Below are 25,571 nucleotides of genomic sequence, written 5' to 3'. Positions count from 1 at the left end.
AATGAAACGACTAAATCTTTTATCCGGTATCCTTATGGCCGTAGCCATGACCTTATCATTCAGTGCATGTTCCGACAACAACGATCCAGACCCCACCCCGGATCCAGACCCGCAACCGGAACTTTCCGATTATCACTTTGATATTTTTATGACTATCGGCAAACACGGTGGTATGAACCAGGGTGACGGTACCATTGTAAAAAGTGTAAACAGCCTTACGGCAGATATGGGAGTCATTGACATAAAGAATGACGGCGTTGAGTTCAGAAGTGAAAACAACACTTATTCCATGGAAGCCATTGTCAAAGGGAAATACTATTATCAAGTGCCAAACTCAAACGACCGATTTACTAAATTGCAGGTAACCGGTAATTCCATCAAAATAGTCCAAGAACAAACATTTGTACAGAATACCTTCAAAGTACGCGGCTACACACATGCCTGGCTGGATGACCATACCCTGATTATCATGGCAGCCAATGGTAATGCGGACAAAGTTATCTGGACCAAGCTGAATGCTGACGACATGCGTATCCTTGCCGAAGGAACACTGGACCTTCCTTTGCCAGAAGGAGCAAAAGTATTCACAGCTTCCGGCATTCTGACCTACAACGAAAAGGCCGGTAAATTATATTACTTCTACTTCGGTAAAGACAAATCAGGCAGAGGTGGAAAGGCAACCTCAAACTTCCTGACAGCAGTTATCAATCCCTCGGACATGAAAGTGGAAAGTAACAAGGTCAATACCCTTGCCGGAGAAATGGCGGGAAGCGCTTACGGAGAACTGATGCAAAGTTGCGTGATGTATGATGCAGACGGTAACCTCTACTTGGCTGCATTCACTGATGCCAATGACATAGAACAAGGCCATCTGCTCCGCATCAAGAAAGGTGAAACAGACTTCGATGCAAGCTATGAGGGATATCCCAACGCCGACGGTAAACTGCTCACCATCCAAAACCTGGGTAACGGTAAAGCCCTCGTGTATGCACGTAATGATGCAGCCGGTACTGCCATCGACAGTTACAGCCACTATTATTCTATCATCAACATCAATACCGGAACACAAGAACGCTTGAGTTATAACGGACAAGAAATACCTTACAGTGGCGGACGATTTGCACAACGCTCCGTTATTATAGACGGTAAGGCATACATCGGCGTAAATACAGAAAAAGCCAATCCTTGTATCTACATCTATGACATAGCAACCGGTAAAGTAGAAAAAGGCGCAGAAATTGCCGAAGGTTATTATTTCGATATGCTTAGAGTGATTGAAAACGATAAATAATCTATGAACAAGATTCTTTCTTTATTACTTTTACTAAGCACCTCCCTCCTTTGCCATGCGCACGGGGGAGGCAATTACGAGCACAGCGATATGCTTGCAAGTATGAAACCCGGTGACAAGGCCGCCCTGCTCATGGTGCACTTCGGCACTACGCATGACGATACCCGTGCCCTCACCATTGATGCCATCAACGCCAAGGCACAAGCTGCCTTCCCGGAGTTGAAGTTCCAAGAAGCCTATACGTCGCGCATCATTATCCGCCGCTTGAAAGAGCGCGGCACCACGAAGCTGACTCCACTGGATGCCATGCTGAAACTGCGCAGCGAAGGTTACACACACCTCATCGTGCAGAGCACCAACATCATTGACGGAGTAGAAATGGAATCACTCCGCAGGGATGTGGAAAGTGCACTGCCCTTCTTCAAGGAAATACGTGTAGGTACTCCCCTGCTCTACTCTATAGAAGATGCAGAGAAGGTGGCAGATATTCTGGGCAACCGCTACAACGCCCCGGCACAAGGCAAGAAAGTTTCCAAAGAACACTTCGTCCTTGTGGGGCACGGTACCTATACCCCTAGTACCGCTATCTACAGTCAGATGGACTATATGCTGAAAGCAGGCGGACTGGCCAATTTCCATGTGGGCACCATCGAAGGTTATCCTACCTTTGACACCATGCTGGCACAACTGAAAGCCGGGAAAGCCAAACGTGTGACCCTCATCCCCTTCATGTTTGTTGCCGGAGACCATGCCAAAAACGACATTGCCGGAGAGTGGAAGGAGATGCTCGAGAAAGAAGGCTTCACCGTCAGTGCACAACTGGAAGGACTGGGACAAATTCCGGAAATTCAAGAAATATTCATTGACCATATCCGTTTCGGACTGAAGCACCGCATGCTGGACATCATGACGAAGAAGGCGGCCTATGCTGCCGGAAAAGACACTGAATAATATACCCATTAGTGGGTATTTAGTGTTCTTGAATCATCTTGTACTTTTGCAGGAAAAACGCGAACGACAATGAATGTTATCACCAAACTGATGTACTCTATTCATAGGATACTGGGCACTTTGCTCTGTATCCTATTTCTCATGTGGTTCCTCTCCGCCTTCGTGATGATGTACCACCGCTTTCCCCGTGTCAGCGCCAAGGAGAAAATGCAAAAGCTGGAAATGCTCTCCCAAGCCGGAGACTCACTTCCGGACATCTCCTCCGTCACAGCCCGCCTGCCCCGTGGCGTAAAGGTCAGGTCTACGATACTGAACCTCAATGCCGGACACCCCGAGTTCAGCTTTAGTACCACAAAAGGCACGTTTCATTTCCTTGCCGATTCCACCATCTCACGACCCTCTTTGGACAGCGAGCACCTGCACCGGACAGCAGCTTTGTGGTGTTCTTCTCCCATTACCCGCATCGACACCCTCCACTCTCTGGACCAATGGATTCCCTTCGCTGAACTGAAAAAGGAAATGCCCGTCTATAAAATATACTTTGCCGACGATGCCGGGACACAACTCTATCTCGGCTCGCAAAACGGCGAAGTCTTGCAGTTCTCCAACAAAAGCGAACGCTTCTGGGCATGGCTGGGAGCCATCCCCCACTGGGTGTACTTCACCTGGCTGCGGCAGGACACCGCCCTTTGGACTAAAACCGTCATCTGGCTCACAGCTCTGGGCTGCCTCATGGTTATTGCCGGCATCTGGGTAACTGTGGATGTATGGCGCAAGACACACCGCAACCGTCACTCCAAATTCTCTCCCTACCGAAAAAGGTGGTATCACTGGCACTACGTCAGCGGAATATTTTTCGGCATCTTCGTACTGACCTTCACCTTCAGCGGCATGATGTCTTTGGCAGACATTCCCGAATGGATTCATAAACCGGCACTGAAGAAAGGCAGCGCCACACGCACGCTCCATGCCCGTGCCCCACAACCGGAGGATTACCCCCTGGACTACCGCCGTATCATAGCCGCCTATCCCCAAGCTTTGCAGATAGAGTGGCGCAACTTCCGCGAACATCCCTACTACATCGTAAAAGACAGCAAAAACGAATATTACATCGATGCCACCGACAGCCTGCCGCGTCCGTTGCAACTCTCCGAAGAAGAAATTCTGAAAGGCGTGGAAAGCATTTATGCCTCCCGGCGTGATTCTTCACAACATATCCCCGGCATACGCATCTCCCGGCTCGAACATTTCGAGACCTACTATCGCGACATGAGCAATATGTATCGCGGACGCCCCCAGCTTCCCGTGTGGAAGATTACGGTGGACGACCCGGACCGGAGCGTCTATTACATTCACCCGGAAACGGGAATCATCCGCCATACAGACACTTCCTCCCGCTGGAAATACTGGAGCTATACAGCCCTGCATCGCATGCGTCTGCCCGGTCTGAACTCCAATGCCACCCTACGCAAGACTGTGCTTTGGGTATTGCTGCTTGGAGGTACAGCCGTTTGCATCACGGGTGTGGCGTTAAGTGTGAATTATATAAGAAGAAAATGTTGCAAAAGACAAAAACTCTATTAACGAGAATAAACTTGTATGAATAAGAAAAGACTTGGAATATTCCTCGGCAGCATAGCCCTATTGATTGTCTGCAGCTTTGCGGCCTATCAATACTGGCTGGCTCCTACACGTATACTTATTATCAACGCAACCCTGGCACAAGCTGCCGACATTGCCCTGAACAATGACTGTGCCCGGATAGAAGTCAACTGCATCAAAAAAGAAGATGTGAAGGACCTTTCCGGCTATGACGCCATCGTGATGTACAGCAGGGGCTTGTATCTCGATGACAGCCAAGTTGCCGAAGTGGAACGGGTGGGTGCCGGCGGAGTACCGGTCTTTACCAATACGTTACGAAACTCCGCTTTCTCCATCAACTATAACATCACCAACGAGCAACAGCACACGTTGCGGGAGTACCTCAAGAACGGCAACAAACACAACTACCGGAATGCCTTACTCTACCTGCGCCACATTGCCACTCCCCACCGGTGGGGACACCAAGATTACGAGCCTCCCATCCCATTGCTAGAGAACATGTTCTACCACCGCGAATACGGCTGCTACTTCAGTACTCCGCAAGAGGTAACTGCCTATCTGAAAGAAAAAAATCTCTACCATGAGGACGGACGCAACCTTGCCCTGATTTCCGGACGCAACTTTCCGATGGAAGGAAACCGTGCCCACGTAGATTCCCTCATCACACGCCTGACACAAGCAGGCTTCAATGTCTACCCTTTCACTGCCGGAGGCCAACCGCGTGCCGATATGATACGTACCCTCCATCCCGATGCAGTAGTCTACCTACCTATGGGACGGCTGGGCAATGACTCACTCATCAACTGGCTGCACCAGGAAAACATTCCTTTATTCATGCCTTTCCCGCTGATTCAGCCCCACGAGGAATGGCTGAACCCCAATACCCCCGTCAGCGGCGGTACGCTGACTGCCCGTATAGTGGTGCCGGAGATAGACGGAGGCATGCTGCCCCTCTGCATCGCCACCCAAAACAAAAACAAGCAGGGATATTATCTGTACACCGCCGAGAATGAACGGATAGATGCTGTAGTGGACCATATTACCAAATATATGTCCCTGAGAAACATGTCCAACAAAGAAAAACGTGTTGCCATCTGCTACTTCAAGACTCCGGGAAAAGACGCTCTGCTGGCAAGCGGAATGGAAGTGATTCCTTCACTCTACAACTTCTTGAAACGCCTGCACTCGGAAGGGTACGACGTCGGCGGACTGCCTGCCACTGTAGAGGAGTTCGGCAAGCGGATACATCGTGACGGTGCCGTCATGGGTTCGTATGCCAAAGGAGCGCAAGAACAGTTTTTGAAAACAGCACACCCGGTATGGTTGTCTACCGAGCAATACGAACAATGGGCACACGAAGTACTCCTTCCCGAGAAATATCAGGAAGTGACGGACAGATATGGAGATGCGCCCGGCAATCTGCTGGCAACAGAAGATAGTATCGCCATTGCCTGCCTGCAATTCGGCAATATCCTGCTCTTCCCCCAGCCCCGCCCGGCATTGGGAGATGATGAGTTCAAACTGGTGCACGGTATGCCGGTGGCGCCGCCCCACAGTTATCTGGCTCCTTATCTGTATATGCAAAAAGGTTTCAAAGCAGATGCGGTGATTCACTTCGGCACCCACGGCAACCTGGAATATACTCCCGGAAAGAATGTGGCACAGTCGCAGGCCGACTGGTCGGATGTACTGATTGGTAACCTCCCCCACTTCTACTTCTATACCACCGGAAACGTAGGCGAGGGTATCATTGCCAAACGCCGAACACATGCCGTACTGGTCACCCATCTCACTCCGCCCTACGTGGAGAGCGGTATGCGCCAACGCTATTCGGCCTTGCTGGAAGATATTCACAAAGTGCTGGACGAAGGGACTGCCAAACACCGGGCTCTGGGAATGAACATCAAAAAAGAGGCCATGCGCCTGGGGCTGCACCGCGACCTCAATCTGGATTCCATATCCGGCGAACCCTATACAGCCGAGGAGTTGGAACGTCTGGATGCCTTCACCGAAGAGATAGCCAACGAAAAGATACTGGGTGCGTACTACACCATGAACGAGCCTTATTCTGACCGCGACCTGCTGACTACCACTCTCGCCGTCGCTGCCGACCCGCTGGCATACGAAACGGCCCGCAAGGACCGCGATAAAGGTAAAATCACCACAAAGCAGTTGCAAGACTTTACCTATATAGCCCACCACTACTTGCCTGCTGCCAGGAAAAGACTGACTGCCTTACTCCAGAATCCACCCAAAGATACTGCATCTGTAGCACCGGAGCTTCGCCCCGCCCTGCTCTATCGCGAACAGTTGCTGGCCTCCACCGCCAACGAGCAAAATGCCATGGTGCGTGCACTCAGCGGGGAGACCGTATTTCCCGCTCCAGGAGGTGACCCCGTACTGAACCCGAACGTTCTGCCCACCGGACGCAACATGTACAGCATCAACGCCGAGAATACTCCCAACCCAAGGGCTTGGGAAGATGGGAAGCGATTGGCAGAAGCGACTTTAAAACAGTACATCGGCAAGCACGGCAAATATCCCCGGAAAGTAAGCTATACCTTCTGGGCAGGCGAATTCATCAATACGGAAGGAGCCACACTCGCTCAAGTATTCTGGATGTTGGGAGTAGAACCCGTACGCGATGACCAAGGCAGAGTGGTCGACTTGAAACTGGTGCCCAGCGAAGAACTGGGACGTCCGCGCATCAATGTGCTGGTGCAAGTCTCCGGGCAACTGCGCGACATCGCCGGTTCCCGCCTGAAACTACTGACCGATGCCATACGTCTGGCATCGGAAGCCGGGAATGAGACCTATTCCAACTACGTGGCATCAGGTACATTGTTGCAGGAAAAATTACTGGTAGAAAAGGGAACTTCCCCCAAACGTGCCCGTGAAATGTCTGTGATGCGTGTATTCGGACCGGTCAACAGCGGATACAGTACCGGTATGATGGCCTATACCGAGCACAGCGGTTCGTGGGAAAGCGAAAAGGAAATAGCGGAAAGATATCTCAACAATATGGGTGCCTCTTATGGGGACGACGAAAATTGGGGAGACGTCCAGGAAGGTTTGTTTGCCTCGGCACTGTCCGAAACGGATGTTGTCATCCAGCCCCGTCAAAGTAACACATGGGGCCCCATCTCTCTGGACCATGTATATGAATTTACGGGCGGACTCTCGCTCACCGTCAAAACCGTGACCGGCAAGGAACCGGATGCCTATATGGCAGACTACCGCAACCGGACCAACCGCCGCATGCAGGATGCCAAAGAGGCCATTGCCGTAGAGACACGTTCCACCGTCTTGAACCCTACCTTTATACAAGAGCGGATGAAAGGCGGGGAAGGTTCGGCGCAGATGTTCGGCGAAATCTTCCGCAACATCTTCGGCTGGCACGTTATGCGTCCGTCGGCCATAGACAAGGAACTGTTCAATGACTTATATAGAATATATATAAAGGATGAGAATAAGCTGGGCATTCACGAGTACTTCCTCCGTGTCAATCCCGCCGCATTCCAGGCCATGACAGCCGTCATGCTGGAAAGTGCCCGCAAAGGTTACTGGAAAGCATCTGATGAGCAACTGAAAACCACCGCCTCCTTGCATGCACAAATCACACGCGAGAAGGGTGCCGCCTGCACAGAGTTCGTTTGTGACAATACCAGGCTCCAATCGTTCGTTGCCGACCGGTTGAACAATAGTGAGAAGCAGACCTATACCCGAAACATGCAGGAGGTACACGAAGCATCCGTAACCAATGACAAGAATGTCGTACTGAAAGAACACAAACTGGCTTCCGAACAAACGGTACGTAAGAACAGAGTGAACGGAGTGATTGCAGGCAGTCTTGTCGTCATCACCTTCATCGGACTGGTCGTACTGTTGAAGAGAAGGAAAAAGAATAAATAGAAACAGAGTATTATGGAATATGTCATTCATCTGTTAGCCCTATTCATTGCCCTCAATTTTCTATTGAAGGTGGGGTTCTATCCCCGCTGGGGAATGTGGACGGTTGCCGCAGGCTGTGCCTTTTTTGCGTGGCTGGTGACTCCGTGGATGACGGAACAGTCCAAGACCGTGGTGGCATCTTTTTTTGCTTCCCGCCCGCAGATGTTGAACTTGTCGGTATGTGTCACCCTGGAAGCTGCCGTAATGATAGCTTTCTGTTTCGACTGTTTCGCAGAAATGCGTACCCGCAACACGGCCTTCAAACAAGCGGTCACCCTCTTGCTGAAGCTATACCCCGGCATACTGATAGGCGGAGTAATCTGCTACGTCCTGGCGCTACTGCTTTTCTCTTTTCCCGGTCTTGATTTCGGCAGTCTCTCATGGATAGCAGCCGGTGTTACTTTCCTTGCAGTCGGTGCCGGTAGCCGTTTGCTGCGATATGCTATCGGTGACAAGCCGCTGCGCTTGGAAGTATTGTTCATTGTCAATATTTTCATTGTTATATTGAGCATCATTGCCACGGGCTATTGAAACGAATTAAAGAATTAAAAACTAAAAAGATATATGGAAACAATCTCAAACACACTGTTCTGGATTTCGAACGGGCTGCTGGTTCCCGTCATAGTCCTGCTGCTGCTATTCTTTCTACGTGCCATTCTCCTTGCGGGAGGTTTCTTCGGGGAGTTCTATCAACGGATGAAATTACAGAAGCAATTCGCTGAAACACTGGAGAACATCACCCCAGAGAATATAGACGGACTGGTGCAGCAACTCCCGTCGGCAGGTAACTCCCCTCTCCTCCGCAGCTTGTCCAAACTGTCCGCACACCGGGACGACGACGCCTACTGCGAACACCTGCTTGCCAATTATGAAGTGGAAGCCGAGAAGGAGTTGGGACGTTCGCGTACTTTCATCAAGCTGGGTCCTATGTTGGGACTGATGGATACCCTCATCCCGATGGGTCCCGCACTGGTAGGTTTGGCACAAGGAGACATCTCCTCCATGGCCTACAATATGCAGGTGGCTTTTGCCACTACAGTGGTAGGACTGGTCATTGCTGCTGTCGGCATCATCACCCTGCAAGTGAAACAACGCTGGTATGCCCGCGAAATGAACGACTTGGAATATCTGTACAAAGTGATAAGCCGCCAAACGGCCGAAAAGGAATAACGGACTAACGATACGAAAACAATGAAGAGTAAGAGAAACAGATTACTGCACAGCGATTCGGACTCCGACCCCATGGGTACGGTAGCCAATCTTTTTGACGTAGCAATGGTCTTTGCCGTAGCCTTGATGGTGGCTCTCGTCTCCCGCTTCAATATGACGGAGATGTTTTCTAAAGAAGACTTCACCATGGTGAAGAATCCCGGAAAGGAAAATATGGAAATCATTACCAAAGAAGGGCAGGAAATCAAGAAATACACTCCCAGCGAAGACCCAAAGACCTCCGGTAAAAGAGGAAAGAAAGTGGGAGTTGCCTATCAGCTTGAAAATGGAGAGATTATCTATGTGCCGGAATAAGGGAATACAGTACCTATTAATAGCTATTTGGCCATCGCAGTATAACAACTATTAAGTATTTCACCCTCCGATAATGGTATGTACCTTTGCAGCGTTATATAAAATAAAACAATATATGATAAAGAAAAGACTTCTCACAGTTCTCCTTATGGGAGGAATCATCGCCACCGGTGCCTATGCACAAGCAGAAAAAGGTGACAGCGACGATATGACCAAGAAAACTCACGAGTTGAACCCGGTTGTAGTAACGGGTACGGGTACACATCAGCGACTGAAGAACACTCCGTCTCCGGTATCGGTTATCACTGCCAACGAGATAAAGCGTGCCGGTATCACCGACTTCCAGCAGGCCTTGACCATGATGGTACCCTCGCTCTCCTTCCGTCCGAACGCGATGGGGTCCTATCTGATGATGAACGGACTCTCCAACAAGCACGTGCTGATATTGGTAAACGGACGCAAGGTCACGGGAGACATTACCGGTAACATCGACCTCAACCAAATAGACATGACCCGCGTCAAGCGCATCGAGGTGCTGAACGGAGCCGCTTCTTCCCTTTATGGTTCGGATGCCATCGGCGGTGTAATCAATATCATTACCAACGAGCCTAAAGATGTGGTAGCCTTCAGCAGCAATAGCAGCTATACGAGAAAGAATCAATTCTCCCAAGGCTTGAATCTGGACATCGCCCAAGGAAAAATAGGGTCCTACACTTCCTATAAATACGACCACTCCGACGGTTGGCAAAACAGCCATCTGACAGAAGACGGAGAAGACATCATCGAAACGATTGCCCCGCTCTCCCTGGGCTACAGCTCGAATAACTTTTCGCAGAAGTTTACCTATGATGCTACGGAACAGCTTTCCTTCTATGCCAACGGCGGATACTACAACCGCGGACTCGAACGTCCGGTAGAACGCGAGGATATCACCGGCGGAAGCAAGTACAACACTGCCTACGAAGGTTACAACTGGGGGGCAGGCGTCAAATACAAACTGAGTAAACGCAACGTTATCCAATTTGACTATTCAGGAAACAATTACGCATCACGCTATAAATACCTGATAGAAAACAGCGGATACCTGCCCGGACAGTATGCGCTTACCAAGCTTCAGAAATTCCATGATGCCGAGTTGAAAGGTATCTTCGGTTTTACAACCAACAGCACTACGGTGTTCGGTGTAGACTATCGCCGTGAAGTACTCCGCCGTCCCGACTCCGATTTGGACAAAAGTGTCTATACGACATCAGCCTACGGCCAGCATGAAGTGAAGCTATGGAACCATCTGACCGGTGTTGTGGGTGTACGCTACGACCATCACGAACAGACGGGCGGACGCTTCACCCCCAAAGTGGCAGCCATGTACAACATAGGCAACTTCAATATACGTGCCACCTATGCTGCCGGATTCCGTGCTCCGGGAATTGACGAGCTCTACTACCACATGTTCAAGAAAACAATGGGTACACGAGCCACCATCTCATTGGGTGACGAGAACCTCGACCCCGAACGCAGCAACTATTACTCCATCAACATGGAATACCGTACCAACCGTTTCAGTGCTTCTGTCACCGGTTACCTGAACTATGTAAAGAACATGGTAACTTCCAAATCCACTAAATTCGATGACCTACCGGAAGCAGAGCAGAACCAGTTGCGTGAAGAGTTCCCCGAAATCGGTGACCTTTCATCCACAAAAAAACTAAGTGTCAAGAACTACTTCAACTTCGAGAAAGCTACCGTCAAAGGCTTTGAAGTGAACTTGAACGGCAATCTGTTCCCGGGCTTCACCCTGACCGGAAACTATACCTACGCCTATGGACGCGGTCTGAACGAAGGAGGCGAATGGCAAAACATCGAGCGCAGCATACGCCATACAGCCACCATCACCGGAAACTATACACACAACTGGAGCGACTATACCTTGAACCTCAACCTGAACGGTCGTCTGCAAAGCAAAGTCTACTATCCGGGCGACGCGGACGGCAATGCTCCGGGCTACGGCATCTGGAACCTCAATACCCGCCATACCTTCGACGGCTTCCGCAACTTTGTCATCGAACCGGGCATCGGTATAGACAATATCTTCAACAAGAAAGACAACCGCCCGCTGAACAAGAACTTCGCCTTGTATTCTCCGGGACGTTCGGTAGTAATCAGCCTGGCACTCAGACTAAAATAATCTCTCCATAACGCATTTAGAAACAACAACAATTATGAAACATTTTTTCATCACTCTCTATTTACTCGGCATCAGCCTCTTCTCCTCCGCACAACAAGAGGAGAAGGCGGCTCTGCTCATCACCCATTATGGCAGTTCGGACCCTCAGACACGTGCCTTGACGCTCGACGTCGTGACCCGTGAGGCACAAGAAGCCTTTCCGCAGTTTACAGTGCGCGAAGCATACATCTCGCCGATTGTACGAAAAAGACTTGCCAAGGAGGGTGTGTACAAAGACAGCCCTACGGATGCACTGCTGAAACTTCGCGCCGAAGGCTACCGGACCATCTACGTCCAGAGCACCACCTTGATAGAAGGCAGTGAGATGACCTCCGTCCGCAGGGATGCAGACAAGCTCCGTCCCTTCTTCAAGGAGATAAAAGTGGGAAATCCCCTGCTCTACTCCGTCGAAGACTGCGAGAAGGTAATCGGTATACTGACCGCCGAACAGCCGGAAAAGAAAGAAGACATTGTCTATGTGGGGCACGGCAACCAGCTACCCAGCACGGCTACTTACGCCATGCTCGACTTCATGATGAAAGCCCATGGACTGAAGAACTTCCACGTCAGCACCATTGAAGGATATCCTACCCTGGACGCAACCCTGCTGCAACTGAAAGAGACACGCCCCAAGAGCGTGACATTGGTTCCGTTGCTGTTGGTATGCGGCAACCATACCAAGGAAGACATTGCCGGCGTGTGGAAGACGGAACTTGAAAAGCAAGGCTATCAAGTGAATGTACGCATGCAGGGACTGGGCGAAAACAAAGCCATCCGCCAGCTCTATATGGAACACATCAAAGCTATGCTAAAAGATTGATAACCAGCAAGCGTAAAAGGGCTACACCTTTTACATACCAAGGCTACACCCTTTGCTCCGGATGGCTACACCATTCCGGACAAAGGGTGTAGCTCTTTTCAATGTACACAGATTACGGACATTTGTAACCATATTACGGATTCCTCCTCCTGCAATATGGAACTTTCCGGATTATTCTCTACATTTGTACAAAACTAACAGGAACGTTTATGGAAGAAGTAATCAAGCTCAATGCTGTAGACCAATACAACAAGATGTTCGGTCTCGAAACCCTGCATCCGCTGGTCAGCGTAGTCGATTTGTCCGAAGCCACCGGATATCCCAGGCATTTCACCTTGAACTATGGCGTATACGCCCTTTTCCTCAAAAACACCAAATGCGGAGACATACGCTATGGAAAACAGTATTACGATTACCAGGAAGGCACGGTAACCAGCTTCGCCCCGGGCCAGGTGACCGAGGTCAACATGCTGGAAGGTATGCAGCCCAGCGCCTCCGGCCTGCTGTTCCACCCCGACCTGATAAAAGGCACCTCGCTGGGACAAGGAATAAAGCAGTATTCCTTCTTTTCCTATTCCTCTACCGAGGCACTGCATTTGTCCGAAGACGAGAAAGAAATCTTCCTCGACTGTCTGAAGAAGATTAAGATGGAAATCCAACGCCCCATCGATAAGCACAGCAAGGGTCTGATTGCGCGCAACATCGAGCTGCTGCTGGACTACTGCATGCGTTTCTACGAACGCCAGTTCATCACCCGCTCGGCAGCCAACAAGGACATCCTGATGAAATTCGAAGCACTGATAGACGACTATTTCCAAAGCGACAAACCGCAGACCGAAGGACTGCCTTCCGTGAAATACTTCGCAGACAAAGTGTTCCTCTCCTCCAACTATTTCGGAGATTTGGTGAAGAAGGAAACCGGAAAGACAGCGCAGGAATATATCCAGAACAAAATCATCGACCTGGCCAAAGAAATGATTATAGGAAGCGGGAAGACAGTCAGCCAGATTGCCTATGAACTGGGATACCAGTATTCGCAGCACTTCAACCGCGTGTTCAAGAAGAACGTAGGCTATACTCCGAGCGAATACCGGCACTTGCAGGTTTAGACAATAAAGTTTCACCACAGATTACGCCGATTAGCGCAGAGTTTTTTCGGTTTCATCAAATATAAGTTCTATCTTTGTATGCCAATAGAACATATGGATATGAAACACCCCAAAATAATTGTTGCCGGCATCGGACCGGGCAATGAATCGGATATGACTCCCGCCGTAATTTCCGCTTTGCAAGAATCAGATGTAGTGGTGGGATATAAGTATTATTTCCAATTTGTAATCCCTTATCTCCACCCCTCAACAGCATGCATAGATACCGGCATGAAGCGTGAACGCGCCCGTGCCGAGCAGGCTTTCGAGCTGGCGGAGCAGGGAAAGACGGTCTGCGTCATCAGCTCCGGGGATGCGGGCATCTATGGTATGACGCCGCTTATCTACGAGATGAAGCGGGAAAGGAACAGCGACGTGGAAATCGTCTCGCTGCCGGGCATCAGCGCTTTCCAAAAGGCAGCCTCACTGCTGGGAGCTCCCGTAGGACATGACTTCTGTGTCATCTCCCTTTCAGACCTGATGACTCCCTGGGAACGTATCGAAAGACGTATCACCGCAGCCGCTGCCGCCGACTTCGTGACGGCAGTCTACAACCCCAAAAGTGAAGGACGCTACTGGCAGCTTTACCGCTTGAAAGAACTCTTTCTGCAGGAAGGACGCTCACCGGAAACACCCGTGGGATATGTACGCCAAGCAGGACGCCCGGAACAAGCGGTACACATCACCACGCTGGGAGATTTCAATCCCGAAGAGGTGGATATGTTTACAGTCGTATTGATAGGCAACTCACAGTCCTACGAATGGAACGGAGCCTTCATCACTCCGCGCGGCTATTACCGGGACACGAATACCGAAGCCACGGGCATCGGGCAAGACATCATGATTCGTAGTTTCCGTACCATCGAAAAGGAACTGAAGAACAAGCATATTCCCCTCGACCATAAATGGGCTTTACTCCATGCCATACATACCACCGCCGATTTTGAAATGGAGCATCTGCTGCATACGGACGAAGGTGCCGTGGCTTCCTTGTATCAAGTCATCGAGAAAGGCGGAATCAAGACGATTGTCACAGACGTCACGATGGCAGCCAGCGGTATCCGCAAAGGAGCTTTGCAGCGGCTGGGCATAGAGGTGAAATGTTACCTCGGCGACCCGCGCACGGCGACGATGGCTGCAGAGAAAGGCATCACCCGTACCCAGGCAGGCATCCGCCTGGCTGTGGAGGAGCATCCCGATGCTTTCTTTGTATTCGGCAATGCACCTACGGCACTTATGGAACTCTGCGACCTGATACGTAAGGGCAAGGCACATCCGGCGGGCATTGTTGCCGCACCGGTAGGCTTTGTGCATGTGCAGGAGTCCAAACACATGGTGAAACCCTTTACGGAAATACCCAAGATTATCGTAGAAGGACGTAAGGGAGGCAGTAACTTAGCTGCCACGCTGGTGAACTCCGTGCTGTGCTACAACGATGCGGAGCAGTTGCGCCCGGGCAGGGATGTGTAAGTGAAAAAAGACATTCCATAACATTACTTGTTACGACCGATAACATTACTTGTTATGCCCCCTTACATTACTTGATATTTTCATAAGATTACTCATTGAATGAAACACAGATTTATAATCATAGGAATGGATGACAACCGTTCCCCCTTCTTTCCACCGGAAGCACTGGCACAGATACGGAAGGGGAAGGTCTTCTCCGGCGGCATACGGCATAAGGAGATTGTCGGTCCTCTGCTGCCTGCCGGGGCCGAATGGATTTCCATCACCGTACCGCTGGACCACGTCTTTTCCCATTATGAAGAAATATTTACCCGCTTCGAAGAGACGGCTACGGACGACTCCATCATTGTATTCGCGTCCGGCGACCCGTTATTCTTCGGTTTTGCCAATACCATAAAGCGTAAGCTTCCCGAGGCAGACATTCTGCTCTATCCCGCTTTCAATTCCTTGCAGACATTGGCACACCGCCTCGTCATGCCGTATGACGACATGCGCACCGTCTCCCTGACAGGACGCCCGTGGCAGGAGTTCGACCGTGCCCTCATAGAGCATGTACCCAAAATAGGCATCCTCACCGACCGCGAACATACCCCGGTCACCATTGCCGCCCGCATGCTGGAATACGGGTACTCCCACTACACACTATACATCGGCGAGCATCTCGGCAATCCCGAAAAGGAACGCATACGCCGGATGACACCCCGGGAAGCGGTTTCCGGTGACTTCGAACATCCCAACTGCTTGCTGCTGGACAGCCATCTCGGACAATGCCGCACAAACTCCCTGCACGGTAGCGAAGCCCCAGACTTTCCAGTCCGTCCCTTCGGCATCCCCGATGAAGAGTTTGCACATCTTGACGGACGCGCCCGCATGATAACCAAGGCTCCCATCCGCCTGCTCACCCTGCAGGCATTGGAACTGAACCGCCGCCGCGTCTTCTGGGACATCGGTTTCTGTACCGGTTCCGTCTCCATCGAAGCCCGCCTGCAATTTCCTCATCTCGCCGTCATCTCCTTCGAGATACGCCCCGAAGGAAAAGAGCTGATGGACACCAACTCCCGCCGCTTCGGCGCACCGGGCATTACGGCGGTAACCGGAGATTTCCTGCACACCGACCTCACTCCCTTTGCCCGCCCCGATGCCGTCTTCATCGGTGGACACGGCGGACATCTGGAGGAAATGATAGAGAAAGTGAAACAAGTGCTGCACCCCGAAGGCTGCATCGTCTTCAACTCCGTATCGGCAGAAAGCAAGGAGGCGTTCTGCCGAGGAATCGAGCGGAACGGAATGGTGCTCCACCCTTCCACCCATATCGCCTTGAACGAATATAACCCCATTGAAATTATGAAAGCCACGCTTTCTTAAACATACCCATTATGAAAACAGCTATTATTCTAATCTCCGAAGCCGGTTTGAGCATAGCCCAATCACTGCTCAACGAACTTCCCGACTCCGAAATCTTCACCCTCAGGCACGAAGAGGGATGCACACATATAGAATCCGCCGGCAAATTCACAGCGGAAAACTTCAACCGCTATGATGCCTTTGTCTTCATTGGCGCCATGGGAATCTGTGTCCGCACCATCGCTCCTTGCGTGAAGAACAAATATACCGACCCTGCCGTGGTTTGCGTGGACAGTACCGGTAAATTTGCCATCTCCGTACTTTCCGGACACATCGGAGGAGCCAACGAACTGACCCACCAGGTAGCGAATATCCTCGGGGCCGAACCGGTAGTCACCACGCAAAGCGACTGCACCGGTCTATGGGGACTCGATACCCTGCCCCAACGTTTCGGGTGGTTTCCGGTCATCAACGCCGAGCCCTCCACCCTCCTGTTGGCAGAACTTGCCAAGACGCCCGAAGAGAAAAAAAGAGTATGCATGAACGAGCATATCAGCCTCTTCGTTTCCGGCAAGCCCACCGCCCTGCTGCTCACGGTGCGCAATGAAGGCACGGACTGGATGGAGGCGCACCTGCCGCCTCATGTAGAAGTATTCTACCGGGTGCAGGACATTAAACCTTCACGCTTCAAACTGATTCTGTGCGTATCTCCCCAAGTCCCCAACTTCCCGGAAATGCCTATGATATGCTACGTGCCCTGTGTCGTACACCTCGGCATCGGCCTTGCCCGGCTGGCAGGTCCCGTGCGGAAAGTGGAGAAAGAGATTATGAACACACTGAAGGAATACGGCATCATGCCCCAAAGCATCGCCTCCATCTCCACGATTAAAGCCAAAAGTGACGAACCGGTAGTGAAAGCGCTCCAAAAGAAGTTCCCGGTCTACTTCTATACAGCCGAAGAACTGACAGAGATAGAGGTGCCCCATCCCAGCAAAACCGTCATGAAGCACATGGGTACCCCCAGCGTCAGCGAAGCCGCCGCCTTACTGAGTGCAAACAACTCCCGGCTGCTGGTGCCCAAGAAGAAAGGAGAGAACTATACCGTGGCCGCCGCCCTTGACATAAGAACTGTGCGCCAGGGCCACATCGAAATAGTGGGTGCCGGCCCGGGCGACCCGGACCTGGTTTCCGTACGCGGACGCCAAATGCTGGAACGCGCCGACCTCATTCTGTATGCCGGCAGTCTCGTTCCCAGGGAGCTGACTCTCTGTGCCAAGGCCGGGGCTACCGTACTCAGCTCCGCTTCCATGGATTTGGAAGAACAATTTGAAGTGATGAAGAAGTTCTATGACAAGGGAAAATTCATCGTACGCCTGCATACGGGTGACCCTTGTATCTATGGTGCCATTCAGGAACAAATGAACTACTTTGACCAGCACGGTATGAGCTACCACATCACCCCCGGCATATCCTCCTTCCAGGCGGCGGCAGCTGCCTTGAAGTCGCAGTTCACCATTCCGGAAAAAGTGCAAAGCATCATCCTAACACGCGGCGAAGGACGTACGCCCATGCCCGAACGCGAAAAGCTACATCTCATGGCACGCTCACAAAGTACCATGTGCATCTTCCTCAGTGCAAGCATTGCGAAGCAGGTGCAGGAAGAACTGTTGCAGGAATATCCGGAAACTACCCCCGTAGCTGTCTGCTACCACTTGACATGGAAAGACGAACAAATATTCAGGGGGGAACTCAAAGACCTTGCCAGAATAGTGAAGGAAAATAACCTCACCTTGACAACCATGATTGTCGTAGGCGAAGCCATCGGCAACCGTGAAGGTCTGTCACGGCTCTATGCACACGAGTTCAAACATCTGTACCGGAAATAAATCAACGATTAATCACCCATAAACATTCAAACATGATATTAATATTTGGCGGAACCACCGAAGGACGCATAGCCATCCAAACCCTTGAAGAAGCCGGAAAAACTTTCTACTATTCTACCAAAGGGGATGAGCAGGACGTACTTCTGCATAATGGCATCCGCCTGCAAGGCGCGATGGATGCAATAGAAATAGAAACATTCTGTGCACAGCATCACATAAAGCTGCTGATAGACGCCGCGCACCCCTTTGCCACACAGCTGCATGAGACTCTGGAACAAGTCTCCGTGGAATCGAATATCCCCGTCATCCGTTTCGAGCGTATCTTCCCGAAACGCGATGAAGAACACATCACCTGGTGCAGGGATTATGACGATGCCATCGAGAAGATACAGAAAGAAAAGATTTTCATCTTACTTGCACTGACCGGCGTACAGACCATAGGTAAGCTGAAGCCTTTGTGGCAGAATGCCTGCTGTTACTTCCGCATCCTCGACCGTGACAGCTCGCGCAAGCTCGCCCGGGAACAAGGTTTCTCCGAGAAGAACCTCTACTACTACACGCCCGGAGAAGACGAGCAAGTCCTGATGAAACAGCTTCATCCCGAAGCCATCCTCCTCAAAGAAAGCGGGATATCGGGCGGATTCTGCGAAAAGGTGGAAGCTGCCCGGCAACTGGGTATACGCATCTTTGCCATCTGCCGCCCCAAGACATCCGACAAGTTTATCTGTGTAAACGGCGAGCATGGCCTGCGCCGCATAATCGAGAAACATTTACCCGACTTCTTCCCCCTGCGCAGCGGACTGACCACCGGAACATGTGCCGCCGCTGCCGCCGTAGCCGCCACCTGGGATGTATTCAATATCTACTTCAAAAAGCGTCCTACGGAATTTCCGGTAGTTCTTCCCAACGGAGAAACCATCCAGGTTCCCGTAGAGCCTCAGCACCATATTCCCCACTCCGACCTTCTGGAAAACGGTGACGGCATGTTCGAGACAAGCGCTACCGTCATCAAGGATGCCGGCGACGACCCGGACATCACCAACGGGATGAAAGTTGTGGCCAATATAGCCGTACCTTTCCGCACAGACGACCCGCTGCCGGAAGACACTCCCCAGGATGACTACAACATCATCGTCTGCGGCGGCGAAGGCGTAGGTGTCGTCACCATGCCCGGTTTGGGACTTGAGCTCGGTAGCTCTGCCATCAACGACACCCCACGCGAAATGATAAAGAAGAACGTCAAGCTATGTCTTGAACGCCTCCATATTGCCAAACAGCCCAGTCCTATTCTCATTACCATCTCCATCCCCGGTGGAGAAGAGATAGCCAAACGCACCTTCAATCCCCGCCTCGGTATCGAAGGAGGCATTTCCATTATCGGGACCTCCGGCATCGTGAAGCCATTCTCCTCGGAAGCCTTCGTCAATTCCATCCGGAAGTCCATGGAAGTGGCAAAGGCGACCCGGAGCCCTCGTATCGTCATCAGCTCCGGCGCAAAGAGCGAACGTTTCATCAAGGCGTATTATCCCGACCTCCCTGCCCAGGCTTTCGTACATTACGGCAACTTTATCGGCGAAACCTTGAAAATAGCAGCCGAAGAGCAAGTACCGCACGTCACCCTCGGCGTGATGATGGGAAAGGCCGTGAAACTGGCCGAAGGCAATCTGGATACCCACAGCAAGAAAGTGACCATGAACAAGGAATTCATCCAAGACCTGGCACGCCAGACGGGATGCAGCGAAGAAACGCTTGCCGCCATCGGACAGATGAACCTGGCCCGCGAACTCTGGGACATCATTCCCGAAGAGCTGCTGGAAAAGTTTGGCAAGGCACTGATTGAGCTCTGTCACCGGCACTGTACCCCCTTGCTGCCCAATGGCGAACTAACAGTATTACTCATAACCGAAAACGGAAAAATTTACTCATGAAGAAGAAGATAATCATTACCGTCTGTATGGCAATGACCGTACTGACCGGTCTGGCACAAAGCCCGCTGTCCTTTCATGCAAAAGCTGGAATCGGTACCTCCCATTTTCATGGGAAACACTCCAGCAGTGACACCCAAATAGCTTACAAAGCTGGTGTCGGTGCAGAATATGTCCTCAACAAGACCTTGGTGCTGCAATCCGCATTGGAGTTCGTGTCCATCGGCGGTAAAGACGAGATAAGCCAAATCGGCAAGGCCAAAATGCATGAACTGTATCTGCAAATCCCCCTCATGATAGGGGCCCGCCTCCATCTGGGCAGGGATTATCATGCCTCGCTGAGCGTCGGCCCTTATGCGGCCATAGGCGTGGCAGGCAAGACCTCCGGCGAGACCTACGATTATAGCAGCAGTAGTATGCAGGGAGGATACCAGTTCAAGATAGACACTTTCGGCAGCATGGTAGACGGGAAAATGGGTAACAACCGTTTCGATGCAGGTATTGCCCTGGGACTTACTTTTGAATACAGAAGATTCATCATCGGTACAGAGATGCAGGTGGGACTGGTAAAAATCAATGAGCAGATAAACCAGATGATAGACTATTCGGAAGAAGGAGGATATTTCCCCAAGAACTTCGCCGCATTCTTCACGCTGGGGTACCGGTTCTGGTATCCGTAGGCATCGAATACCATGCAGCTCCCCTCGATAAAGTAAAGCGGCAACTGATAGTCCCGTAAGCATTGAATAAGATACTCAAGACTACCGCTGTTGCAGTTGTTCCGCCTCCTTCCTCTTCATCTCCGCCAGCACCCCGCAGGTCAATGGAATGGCGAGGAAGAAGGTCAGCATGTCCGACGCCGCCTGGCACATTTCCACCCCTTTCAGTCCTAAGAAATAAGGAAGAATGAAGATGAGGGGGATGAAGAACAGCCCTTGACGGGCAGAGGAAAGTATCGTAGCGCGTACGGGCTTGCGGATCGTCTGCAGCATCATGTTGCTGACCACAATCCATGCACCCAACGGATAAGTGATGAACTGCCAGCGCAATGCTGCCGCACCGGTAGCTACAACAGCAGGGTCTCCCTTGCGGAAGATAGAGACAATCTCCTCGGCATATCCCATACCTGCCACCGCACAAACCAACAAAAAGAAAAAGCCTACCTTCACACAGAACCAGAATCCCTGGCGCACTCTAGCATACAGCCCGGCACCATAATTGAATCCGCATACCGGTTGGAAGCCTTGTCCGAAACCAATCAGGAAAGCATTGATGAACATAGAGATACGCGTCACAATGGACATCCCTGCAATAGCTGCGTCACCATACGCACCGGCCGCCACGTTCAGCAAAATGGTTGCCACGCTTGCCAGTCCCTGGCGGGTGAGTGACGGAGTTCCACCCCCGATAATTTCCTTAATGAAAGCCAGTGTAGGCGTAAAGTTTCTGTAACGTATACGTATATTCCCTCCTCTGCGCCCCATACATAAAAGAAGGATGAAACTGCATATCTGGCTGATTACCGTGGCAAGTGCGGCACCGGATATGCCCATATCGCATACAAAAATCAGGATAGGATCGAGCACCACGTTAATGACCGCTCCACTCACAATCCCCACCATGGCATACGCCGCATTACCTTGAAAACGTATTTGGTTATTCAGCACCAATGAGGCGGTCATAAAAGGAGTCCCCAGCAGAATGATTTCCAAATAGCGCTCCGTATACGGAAGAATGGTATGCGTTGACCCCAAAGCAAGGGAAAGCGGTGTAAGGAACAGCAATCCCAACACAGCCAGAACCGCCCCGACAAACAAGGCAAAAAAGAAGCCGGTGGATGCCATCTTCTCGGCATCCACCGTTTCCTGCGCCCCTAACTTACGGGAGATGTAGTTCCCCGAACCATGACCGAAGAAAAATCCCACAGCCTGGATAATGGACATCACAGAAAACACGATACCTACGGCAGCCGTAGACTGGGTATTTATTTTACCCACAAAATAGGTATCTGCCATGTTGTAGAAGGACGTCACCAGCATGCTGATGATGGTTGGCACAGCCAATGACGTAATCAGCCGGGGGACCGGAGCCGTCGTCAAGTGGACATAATTATCTTTTGTAGAATGATGTATCATAGTGAATGGAATGACAAAACTATTTGAAGCAATTCCTCAATGGAGTACACCGTTACCGGCTCCTTACCCGGCCGATGGAACACGAAGCTGCCGTCTCCCTTCAAATCTCCGGTTTCGATATAGATCTCCGATTCAACATTCCGGTTTGCCAGAATCCCGTTTCTCTGGAATGCCTTGCGCACCATGGCATACTTCTGTCCGTGACCCGCCAAGCGTATCTGGGAGGTATATTCATTGGCTACCCTGAACAGTCCCGTTTCCAAATCAAAGGCAATACCCTTACGGGCAAAGAAATTGCTCAAGCTGCCGTTTAGCGATAGGTCTTCGGGCGTGCCGATGGTCACTCCGTTCGCCTTGTCCATCAGCCATATTTTGTCCGCTATCTGCAGGGCCAGTTCCAGGTCATGGGTAGAAAGGAAAATCGTCTTGTCCATTTGCCGGCTGAGCTGGTGAAGCAGTTGCATCATCTCTACTTTACTGGGAAAATCGAGGAAAGCTGTCGGTTCATCCAGATAGATGACGGGAGTTTCCTGGGCGAGCGCCTTGGCTATCATCACCTTCTGCCGTTCACCGTCACTCAGCGTATGCACCATGCGGTGTGCCAGATGGGGAATGCCTACCAGGGCGATGGATTTGTCCACCACAGTCTTGTCCTCTTTCGAAAGAGTTCCCCAGAAACCGGTGTAGGGGCTGCGCCCCAGACCTATCAGTTCTACGACGGACATATTGCGTATATCGCACTTCTCTGTCAGCACCACACTGATGACGCGCGAAAGCTGCTTGTCGGTATAGTCCCCTATCTCTTTTCCTTCAATAAATATGTTTCCTCCAAGTTTTGACTGGAAGGCGGACAACGTACGGAGCAGCGTGGACTTCCCCACTCCATTAGCTCCCAACAAGCAAGTCAGCTCACCACTGTTGATTCCGGCGCAAATGCCGTCTGCCACCACTTTCACATCCCCCTTACCGGGGTAACCGATGGAAAGATTCTCTATATGTATGGTTTCCTTATTCATTCAATTCTCCTTTCCGTTTTCTAAAAAGTACAGAAGCCACTACCGGCGCACCTACCAGTGCCGTCACCGAGTTTACCGGCAAAGCTCCCTCGAAGCCGGGCATACGGGCTATCAGATTGCAGACCAATGCCAGGGAAGCGCCTACCAGCAATGTGGCAGGCATCAGCACCCGATGGTCCGAAGAGTGGAAGATGGCACGACACAAATGAGGAACCGCCAATCCGATAAACATTATCGGACCGCAATAGGCCGTTACAATCGCCACCAGCACACCGGAGCATGAAATAACCAGCAGACGTGCCCGCTTGATGTTCAGTCCCAGATTGCGTGCATAGCCATCGCCCAGCAGCAACAGATTCATCGTCTTTATCAGCAGGAAGGACAACGGAAGCAGCACAGCCATGATGCAGACAAACAGCACCATCTGGTCGCCCGAGACACGGGCAAAGCTACCCAATCCCCAAATGACATATGCACGTATATCTTCCTCCACACTGAAATATTTCAATACGCCGATGACGGCACTTGCCACATAGCCTATCATCACACCGATTATCAGCAGCGTCACGTTACCCTTCACCTTCTGGGAGACGTAGACAATGAGTGCCATCACAGCCAGCGCACCGATAATGGCGGCAACCGACAAGGCAACCTCGCCCATATACCCCAAACGGCTCAACGCCACACCGCCCATCGCCCCGGACAGCAACACCACACAAGCCACACCCAGGCTGGCACCTGAACTGATGCCCAATACCGAAGGCCCTGCCAGCGGATTGCGGAACACCGTCTGCATCTGCAGACCGCTGACCGACAGCCCTGCTCCCGCCACCAATGCCGTCAACGCCTGGGGCACGCGGGACTTCCAGATGATATTCTGCCAAATAACGGATTCATCCGTATTTCCCCACAATATATTCCACACGGAGCGCAGAGGAATGTGAACCGACCCCAAAAGCAGGTTCAGCAGGAAAAAAAGAAAGATAGATGCCAGTGTCAGCAACATCAACGGAAGTACGGGTCTTTTTATCATTTCAGCAGTTCGTAGTAAGTCGGTTTATAGTCGGGCAACAAATCGGGATGGAAAGCATGTATCAGGTCTTCCAATACAATTTCGGGCTGCATGGGCATACTTTCGTAGAAGGGTTTCTCACGCATGTTGCAGTATACCACTCCCTTCTCACGGAACGCACGGAAGTCGGCATAACGCGGGTCGAGGGACTTCAAGGCATCATACGTGAATGTCCCGTCGTAGCTGTTGACAATGCGCCAGTAGTCGGCACTCTCTGCCTGGCTGTATACGGTTTCAAAGTCCAGCGTAACACCTCCCGAACGGGGGTCGTCTTTCAAGAAATAATCCGCACCGGCATCACGGAACAGTTCGGCAAGAAAGCTCTTTCCTCCCACTGCATACCAGTTGCCCCCCCGTATCTCGCCGCTGAATACCACCGGACGCTTCTTCACATTGGCAGCCAGTTCCTTCAATTCGTTATAGCGCTTCTCTATCGCAGCAAACTTTTCATTCGCCTCCACTTCCCGGCCAATGAACATGCCGATGAATTTTATCCATTCGGCCTGCCCCAACGGGGTCATCTCCTTGTACCCCAAATGGGGAACCAGTGGGATGCCTATTTCCCGCATGGCATCATACCCGCCCCGCTTGAAAGGAGAGATAAAGATAACATCCGGATTCATGCTCATTATCACTTCATTATCAAAGTTCCCTTCGATACCAATCTTCACAGTCTCGCCGGACTTCAAACGGTCGTTCATCTCCTTGTTGAAGAGATGGCGCGTACTGGTGATACCCACCACACAATCGCAGGCATCCAGACGGATGAAGTTGGAAAGTTGCAGAGATGTCATACACATGACGTGCTCCACCGGCGTTTCTATCACCGTATAATCATCTGGTACACCGGCGGGTTTTATGCCTTTCGGTACCAGTGCGTAATGAAAGGTGTTGCCATTTTCTTTCTGAGGGTCGTGTATATCCACTAGGCGGACATGGTCCGGCAAGTACTTCACCGTATAGCCTTTAGCATAAAGCGGGACAATGGCAGCCGCCGTATCTGCCGCAACTGGCAAATGACTCTTTTCTGAAGAGGATGCTGTAGAAGTCTGTTTTGATTTTGAACTGCAAGAGGTTACGCATAAAGCGCACAGCAGTGCAATGCCTATGGCAGATATCCGGGTCATGATTATCAGGGTTTATAGAATTCGGGCACAATATTCGTCATTTTTGGGGAGATACGCAAATGCTCTTCCTGCAAATTGACGGATA

The 25,571-nt window shown here is 51.2% G+C and carries 19 protein-coding genes; 15 read left to right on the top strand and 4 right to left on the bottom strand.

Features of this window, described 5'->3' with window-relative positions; all coding sequences use genetic code 11:
• The first annotated feature begins 1 nt into the window (after nt 1).
• The 15 genes from JXR92_RS12225 to JXR92_RS12155 all read left to right on the top strand — a co-directional run bounded on the left by JXR92_RS12225 (nt 2) and on the right by JXR92_RS12155 (nt 20,816).
• Nucleotides 2–1,291, top strand: a complete 1,290-nt coding sequence (locus tag JXR92_RS12225) for a hypothetical protein (RefSeq protein ID WP_138346189.1) — start codon at nt 2–4, stop codon at nt 1,289–1,291.
• Between the two features lie 3 nt (nt 1,292–1,294).
• Complete coding sequence (locus JXR92_RS12220) at nt 1,295–2,242, top strand: sirohydrochlorin cobaltochelatase (protein ID WP_119961912.1); 948 nt, start codon at nt 1,295–1,297, stop codon at nt 2,240–2,242.
• A 69-nt stretch (nt 2,243–2,311) separates the two neighbouring features.
• Nucleotides 2,312–3,826: a PepSY domain-containing protein gene (locus JXR92_RS12215; protein ID WP_119961911.1), complete on the top strand. Its 1,515-nt coding sequence runs from the start codon at nt 2,312–2,314 to the stop codon at nt 3,824–3,826.
• 15 nt (nt 3,827–3,841) lie between these two features.
• Nucleotides 3,842–7,756, top strand: coding sequence for a cobaltochelatase subunit CobN (locus tag JXR92_RS12210; RefSeq protein WP_206897465.1), 3,915 nt, complete (start codon nt 3,842–3,844; stop codon nt 7,754–7,756).
• 12 nt (nt 7,757–7,768) lie between these two features.
• Entirely contained in the window at nt 7,769–8,326 is a 558-nt protein-coding gene (locus tag JXR92_RS12205) for a hypothetical protein (RefSeq protein ID WP_117599535.1), read from the top strand.
• Nucleotides 8,327–8,359: 33 nt separating this feature from the next.
• Nucleotides 8,360–8,965, top strand: a complete 606-nt coding sequence (locus tag JXR92_RS12200) for a MotA/TolQ/ExbB proton channel family protein (protein WP_206897464.1) — start codon at nt 8,360–8,362, stop codon at nt 8,963–8,965.
• Nucleotides 8,966–8,986: 21 nt separating this feature from the next.
• Nucleotides 8,987–9,319, top strand: coding sequence for a DUF2149 domain-containing protein (locus JXR92_RS12195; RefSeq protein ID WP_005836672.1), 333 nt, complete (start codon nt 8,987–8,989; stop codon nt 9,317–9,319).
• 115 nt (nt 9,320–9,434) lie between these two features.
• Nucleotides 9,435–11,504 (top strand): TonB-dependent receptor plug domain-containing protein, encoded by a 2,070-nt coding sequence (locus JXR92_RS12190; protein ID WP_171030464.1) that lies wholly within the window; start codon nt 9,435–9,437, stop codon nt 11,502–11,504.
• Nucleotides 11,505–11,538: 34 nt separating this feature from the next.
• Nucleotides 11,539–12,363 (top strand): sirohydrochlorin cobaltochelatase, encoded by an 825-nt coding sequence (locus JXR92_RS12185; RefSeq protein ID WP_057087706.1) that lies wholly within the window; start codon nt 11,539–11,541, stop codon nt 12,361–12,363.
• Between the two features lie 209 nt (nt 12,364–12,572).
• Nucleotides 12,573–13,472 carry a helix-turn-helix domain-containing protein gene (locus tag JXR92_RS12180; RefSeq protein WP_005836667.1) on the top strand — a complete coding sequence of 300 codons (900 nt, stop codon included), beginning with the start codon at nt 12,573–12,575 and terminating at the stop codon, nt 13,470–13,472.
• A 99-nt stretch (nt 13,473–13,571) separates the two neighbouring features.
• On the top strand, nt 13,572–14,981 hold the full coding sequence (cobJ, locus tag JXR92_RS12175; RefSeq protein WP_206897463.1) for a precorrin-3B C(17)-methyltransferase: 1,410 nt from the start codon (nt 13,572–13,574) through the stop codon (nt 14,979–14,981).
• A gap of 99 nt (nt 14,982–15,080) precedes the next feature.
• Nucleotides 15,081–16,346 carry a precorrin-6y C5,15-methyltransferase (decarboxylating) subunit CbiE gene (cbiE, locus tag JXR92_RS12170; RefSeq protein WP_119958191.1) on the top strand — a complete coding sequence of 422 codons (1,266 nt, stop codon included), beginning with the start codon at nt 15,081–15,083 and terminating at the stop codon, nt 16,344–16,346.
• A gap of 11 nt (nt 16,347–16,357) precedes the next feature.
• Nucleotides 16,358–18,211 (top strand): precorrin-4 C(11)-methyltransferase, encoded by a 1,854-nt coding sequence (gene cobM / locus JXR92_RS12165; protein ID WP_022401024.1) that lies wholly within the window; start codon nt 16,358–16,360, stop codon nt 18,209–18,211.
• Nucleotides 18,212–18,243: 32 nt separating this feature from the next.
• The gene (gene cbiD / locus JXR92_RS12160; RefSeq protein WP_119961906.1) at nt 18,244–20,139 is read left to right on the top strand and encodes a cobalt-precorrin-5B (C(1))-methyltransferase CbiD; all 1,896 of its coding nucleotides are present in this window, start codon (nt 18,244–18,246) and stop codon (nt 20,137–20,139) included.
• Nucleotides 20,136–20,816: an outer membrane beta-barrel protein gene (locus JXR92_RS12155; protein ID WP_117599528.1), complete on the top strand. Its 681-nt coding sequence runs from the start codon at nt 20,136–20,138 to the stop codon at nt 20,814–20,816. Before cbiD ends, JXR92_RS12155 begins: the two co-directional genes overlap by 4 nt.
• An 81-nt stretch (nt 20,817–20,897) precedes the next feature.
• Here JXR92_RS12155 and JXR92_RS12150 read toward each other — a convergent pair whose 3' ends face one another.
• Genes JXR92_RS12150 through JXR92_RS12135 form a run of 4 tightly spaced genes read right to left on the bottom strand, consistent with a single transcriptional unit; the run spans nt 20,898 to nt 25,486 of the window.
• Nucleotides 20,898–22,271 carry an MATE family efflux transporter gene (locus JXR92_RS12150; RefSeq protein ID WP_117599527.1) on the bottom strand — a complete coding sequence of 458 codons (1,374 nt, stop codon included), beginning with the start codon at nt 22,269–22,271 and terminating at the stop codon, nt 20,898–20,900.
• Nucleotides 22,268–23,287, bottom strand: coding sequence for an ABC transporter ATP-binding protein (locus JXR92_RS12145; RefSeq protein ID WP_138346181.1), 1,020 nt, complete (start codon nt 23,285–23,287; stop codon nt 22,268–22,270). The genes JXR92_RS12150 and JXR92_RS12145 overlap by 4 nt, the downstream gene beginning before the upstream one ends.
• Complete coding sequence (locus tag JXR92_RS12140; protein WP_034529853.1) at nt 23,280–24,317, bottom strand: iron ABC transporter permease; 1,038 nt, start codon at nt 24,315–24,317, stop codon at nt 23,280–23,282. Before JXR92_RS12140 ends, JXR92_RS12145 begins: the two co-directional genes overlap by 8 nt.
• A complete protein-coding gene (locus JXR92_RS12135) occupies nt 24,317–25,486 on the bottom strand; it encodes an ABC transporter substrate-binding protein (RefSeq protein ID WP_138346179.1) in 1,170 nt (389 codons plus the stop codon). The genes JXR92_RS12140 and JXR92_RS12135 overlap by 1 nt, the downstream gene beginning before the upstream one ends.
• Nucleotides 25,487–25,571 lie beyond the last annotated feature (85 nt).

This window comes from Bacteroides parvus (assembly GCF_017309675.2).
Classification (GTDB): Bacteria; Bacteroidota; Bacteroidia; order Bacteroidales; family Bacteroidaceae; genus Bacteroides; species Bacteroides uniformis.
This window is presented reverse-complemented; position numbering and strand designations above follow the sequence as displayed.